Source organism: Synergistaceae bacterium (assembly GCA_012521675.1).
Classification (GTDB): domain Bacteria; phylum Synergistota; class Synergistia; order Synergistales; family Aminobacteriaceae; genus JAAYLU01.
Window position 1 is genome coordinate 1 of sequence record JAAYLU010000081.1, and the last position, 5,115, is coordinate 5,115.

Annotated in this window: 4 protein-coding genes; all 4 read right to left on the reverse strand. The window is 60.0% G+C overall.

The genetic code is table 11. The features are described from left to right. On the reverse strand, positions 1-1,641 hold a 1,641-nt coding region (locus GX181_07810), incomplete at its 3' end, for a methyl-accepting chemotaxis protein (GenBank protein ID NLM71846.1). Positions 1,642-1,917: 276 nt separating this feature from the next. After that, positions 1,918-2,382: a chemotaxis protein CheW gene (locus tag GX181_07815; protein NLM71847.1), complete on the reverse strand. Its 465-nt coding sequence runs from the start codon at positions 2,380-2,382 to the stop codon at positions 1,918-1,920. Between the two features lie 31 nt (positions 2,383-2,413). Beyond that, a complete protein-coding gene (locus tag GX181_07820) occupies positions 2,414-4,615 on the reverse strand; it encodes a methyl-accepting chemotaxis protein (GenBank protein ID NLM71848.1) in 2,202 nt (733 codons plus the stop codon). Between the two features lie 299 nt (positions 4,616-4,914). Continuing rightward, the coding region (locus tag GX181_07825) for a hypothetical protein (GenBank protein ID NLM71849.1) at positions 4,915-5,115 on the reverse strand (201 nt) is incomplete at its 5' end.

A 5,115-nucleotide genomic window follows, 5' to 3' on the forward strand; every position in this document is an offset into this window, starting at 1 on the left:
CGCTATCTCCTCGCTGGAGGCTGCCTGCTCCTCCGCGACGGCGGCCATGTCCTGCGTGCCCGAAGCGATCTTTGACAATGCCTCCATCATCAGGTCGATCGTCTCCCTCGTCTCCTCAATGAGGCCGCTGGACTCCACTGAATCCTTCGCGTTGGCTTCGGCAGCGGATACGACACCTTCCAGGTCCCTGGTGATCATCGAGGCAAGTTCGGCGATCTTCTGCGCCGCCTCGTTGCTCTCCTCGGCTAACTTTCTCACTTCCTCCGCGACAACCGCGAAGCCCCTTCCGGCCTCTCCGGCCCGCGCGGCCTCGATCGCCGCGTTCAGCGCCAGCAGGTTTGTCTGGTCGGCTATGCCGCCTATCTGGGCGACGAAGTTCTGTATCTCGCGCGCCCTGTCTCCGAGGACCCTGACCTCCTTCGCTGACTCCTCGGCGTTGACCGCTGCCTTCTTGGTGCTAGCCACGGCCCTTCCTATGGCCTTCACTCCGTCCTCGCCCGCGCCTCTGGCTTGGTCGACCTCCGCCGCCATGTCGGTGCTCTTCTGCGCGGATGACTGTGCGCCGCTTGCTACCTCCTCGACCGATGCGGTTATCTCCTCGGTTGCTGCGGCCAAATTCTCCATCTGGGATGATACGTCGTCTGCGCCCGCGCGTGACTCCTCGACGCCGGCGTTGGCCTCCTGCGCCAGGGCGGAGATACCCTCGGCGGCGTCGCCCAGCATATCTGCGGTCCCGGCCACTCTTCGGACCAGCTCCCTGGTCTTCTCGACGAACCCGTTGAAGAAGCCCGCCATCTCTCCCATCTCGTCCTTGGTGCGGATATCGAAGTTTATGGTGAGATCGCCCTCTCCTCTGCCCAGCAGCTCGGTGATGGTCTTCAGCGGTCGGGACACCTTGAGCAGGAAAAGAACCAGGGACATGATCGCGAGCACTACCACCAGCACGGCGAGCGTTATCAGGATGCTCAGGTAGCGATTGGCGGTCTTCTCATACTTCAGCACCGTCTCGGATGTGCGCTGGTCGAGCATGTCCAGGAAGTCGTTTATCGGCGCCATGATCTTGGCCTTTTCCCCGTGGTAGTTAAGGTCGTGCATCATGATGGCCGCCATCTGCATGTCCGGCTCCTTCTCGACGGTGAACTTCCCGGATTCATCGGCGAAGAGACCTTTAACCGCGTTCATGGCCACAACCTCGGTCTGGATGAGCTTTTCGGAGTTCACCTCCGACTCCCTCAGTTTTGCGAACTCCTCGTCCGTGAAGCCCAGCTCCTCCATGATCCGGTTCAGGGCCTTCGTCTCGCCGTCGCCCCTGGGAGCGTCTCCGTATTCGACCACGAGGTCCCAGTAGACCTTGTGATAGTCAAGGGGCCTCGGTTTCTTGCCCGCTCGAATGTCCGCCACGTCCATGTACATCTTCTCGTACCTGTCGTCCCCCGTGACGACGTAGGCCCTGGCCAGGCGGGTCAGATCGTCGGAGCTCTGCCGGAGCTCGTCGGCGGCCAAGTAGGACCTGTAGCGGATCTCCTGGGCCTCGTTCAGGTTTTGCTGGTTGCCCAGGAATAGAAAGGACAGAGAGATCACGCAGAGCAACAGAACGATGATGGAGGCGTTGATCAGTCCAAAAGCGGTGCGTATCTTCACGGTACTCACTCCCTGTTTGAAAAATACGGCTTGTTATTGCCGGGTGCACCAAAACGAGAACAACGCTTGCATGTCAATAACACCAAGTGTCGTTCGGGGCGGGACGACAATCGGTTGTCACCCCGAACGTCCATTCTTGTCATCCCGAGCGAATGCGAGGCAAGCAGGCGACAGAACGGGCGTTTTTTCCGTTCGTGTCGTTCGCTTGTCCCGAGGAGCGAAGCGACGAGGGGGCTCGAGGGCCAAGCCGCTTTGTTCCTCGGGATGACAACTATCCTACTGCGCCGTGCTCGCCAGTGCCTCCTGCTCCTCGGCGGAGAAGATGCGGTCCAGGTCAAGGAAGATTATCAGCCTGTCGTCGACCTTCGCCACCCCCTTGATGAAGTCCGAGCTTATCCCGCTTGAGACTATCGGCGGCGTCGGCTCGATCGCCTCGTCAGGCACCCGCAGGATCTCAGACACCGCGTCCACCATGATGCCTATGTTCTGCCCCGCCATGTGAACCACTATTATGCGCATCTCCGCGTCGTCGGAGTTGCTGTGCATCGCGGTCATGAACTTCTTGTTCAGGTCCACTATGGGGACTATAACGCCCCGCAGGTTCACTATCCCCTCCACGAAGTCCATCGACTGGGGGACCGTGGTGATGTGTTGGATCTTGACTATCTCCATCACACTTGAGATGTCTATGCCGAATTCCTCGTTGCCGAGGCCGAATACCACCAGCTGCTGTTCAGCCATGTTGCTTCCTCCTTTCGTTAAGAATTGTCCTCTATCCGACGGCCCCGATCGAAGCCCCGGATTTGCCCTTTCCGCTGTTCAGCGGCACGAGGCCTGACTTGGATGCGGCATCACCTTCGTCGTACTTGAACGTAGCGACAAGCCTGCCAAGATCCGCGGCAAGCCCGGAGAGCTCCTCCGATCCCCGAGCTACTCGCTCCGCCGATGCACCCACTTCCGCCATCTGGCCCCTGACATGGTCCGCGGACGAGGCGGAGTCGTTTACACGCGAGGCTATGGTCTGCACCGCGCTCGCTATCTCCTCGCTGGACGCGGCCTGTTCCTCGGAGACGGCCGCCATGTCCTGCGTCGCCGATGCTATATTGGACAGTGCCTCCATCATCTTGTCTATCGTCTCTCGCGTCTCCTCCGCCAGGCCACTGGACTCCAGGGAGTCCTTCGCATTAACCTCGGCCGACGAGACAACACTGTCCAGATCCTTGGTTATTATGGAGGCAAGGTCCGCAATCTTCTCGGCCGCCTCGTTGCTCTCCTCGGCGAGTTTTCTTACCTCCTCCGCGACCACGGCGAAGCCCCTTCCTGCCTCTCCGGCTCTCGCGGCCTCTATGGCGGCGTTCAGCGCCAGCAGGTTGGTCTGGTCGGCTATGCCTCCGATCTGGTCCACGAAGTTCTGTATCTCGCGTGCCCTGTCTCCAAGGCTCTTGACCTCCCTGGCGGACTCCCCTGCGTCCTCCGCCACCTTCTTGATGCTGGCCACGGCCCTGCCAATGGCCCTGACCCCCTCCTCGCCTGCTGTGCGCGCCTGCTCGACCTCAGCCGCCATATCGGTGCTCTTCTGGGCGGATGACTGAGCGCCGCTCGCCACCTCCTGCACGGATGCTGTTATCTCCTGGCTGGCTGCGGCCAGATTTTCCATCTGGCAAGAGACGTCGTCGATACCTGCTCGGGACTCCACTACTCCTGCGTTTGACTCCCGGGCGACGGTGGAGAACTCCTCGGCCACCCCTCCAAGCCTTTCGGATGCGCCCGCGATTGCCCTGATGGCCTCTCTCTGCTTAGCGATCATCTCGTACAGTGCGCCGGCCATCTCCCCGAGCTCGTCGGATGTTTCGATGCCGAAATCCGCTCGCTCTATCGTAAGGTCTCCATCACCGCCCCTTTGAGCCAGTCCGGCGACCCGTCGAAGCGGCTTGACCAACCAGCGCGCTATCATCCAAATTACCAGTAGAAGCAGGATTCCTCCGATTATCGAGCTTACGATGGTCATCCTCATTATCTTGTTGTACGAGGCCATGACCTCCTCTTCGACCAGCACCATGCTCGTGCTCCAAGGCGTGTCCGTGTTGCTGACGACCACAGGCGAGTAGGACTTCAGGGTGTTGTGCCCGAGTACCTCGGACCAGGCCTCCTCGAACCAGCTCTCGCCCTTCTGTATCCTCTTGAGGACTTCTACGCCCCCGGGGGTTTGAATCTCCCCCAGCGGCTTCCCGATCCTCTCCCTGTCAGGGTGGCTCACTACCGTTCCTCCGTGGGAGACAAGCCGGGCAAAGCCCGTCTCGTAGAGTTTGATGGAGTTGGTCAGTGTCTGTATCGCTTCCATGGAGAGGTCCACTCCCGCGGCGCCAACCCTCTTGCCGTCGATCTCGATGGGGACGGACAGAGTATTAAGGTAGAAGACGGGGCCTCCCTCCTCGTACGAGTACTCGAACGGCTCCGTCAGGATTCCTTTGCCTGTCTTCATCGGAGCAAGGTAGTAATCGCCATCCCCCGGCACGTCATACCCGACCAGAGGCCCGCAGTCCACCGTGTTCCCTTTCCTGTACCAGCTTGTCACAAAGCGCCCCGTGGCATCGTGCCCCTTTGTACCGACGAACTCCTTGTCTCTGCCGTCGAAGGCGTTCGGCTCCCAGCAGGTCCATGCGCCGAGCAGCTCGGGATTCCTGCTTAACACACTCTCCAGAATTGCGTTCGCCGCATCTCGGTCCGCCTTGCCGCCCACCACCAGCCCCTTTAGAACCTCGGCCAGGGTGACGGCCGTGTCCATCGCCGTGGAGAAACGGGCCGCCACCATCCACGAAAATTCCGAGGATCTGCTGATAGCCAGCTCCTCCGCCTGGCGCACGGCCTCGCTCTGGTTCAATACGGCAGAGACACCGATCACCACGGAGAAAACAAGTAAAACCAGTCCTGCGGTCAAGAGTACGATCTTACCCTGAAGCTTGAGTCGAAACAACCTAAAACTCCCCCTTACCAGAAATCGGGCTTATGCGACGGCCATACCGACACAAGCCCCACCTTCACAGGCTTTGTTTTTGAAGTGAATACCATGCACGGTATTTTATCCTTAAGACCGAGAAATCGCAACAATACGGATCACTCGCTTCCCTCGGGTATGACAAGGTAGGCAACGGCTCCTCGGGACGACTGGAAATGGTCATCCCGAGCGAAAGCGAGGGATCTCGGCCCGTCAACGCCTGAAAACCGAGACCCCTCGTCGCCTTGTTTACTCTACACTTCGCAGAGTCCTGTCCTTTACCCTGTTCGTCGTTCGTCGGCTCTGGCCGCGCTCTCGGCTTTGCCCTTGTCGCTTTGCAACGGCACCAGGCCGGATTTGGAAGTGGAATCGACCTCGTCATACTTGAAAGCCGCGACCAGCTTCTGCAGGTCGGCTGCCAAGCCGGAGAGCTCTTCGGATCCCTGGGCCACTCTCTCCGCCGCCGTGCCGACCTCGAC

Excerpts from the sequence above, each read along its gene's own strand:
- GX181_07815 (NLM71847.1), bottom strand. The coding sequence starts at position 2,382 with ATGGCTGAACAGCAGCTGGTGGTATTCGGCCTCGGCAACGAGGAATTC.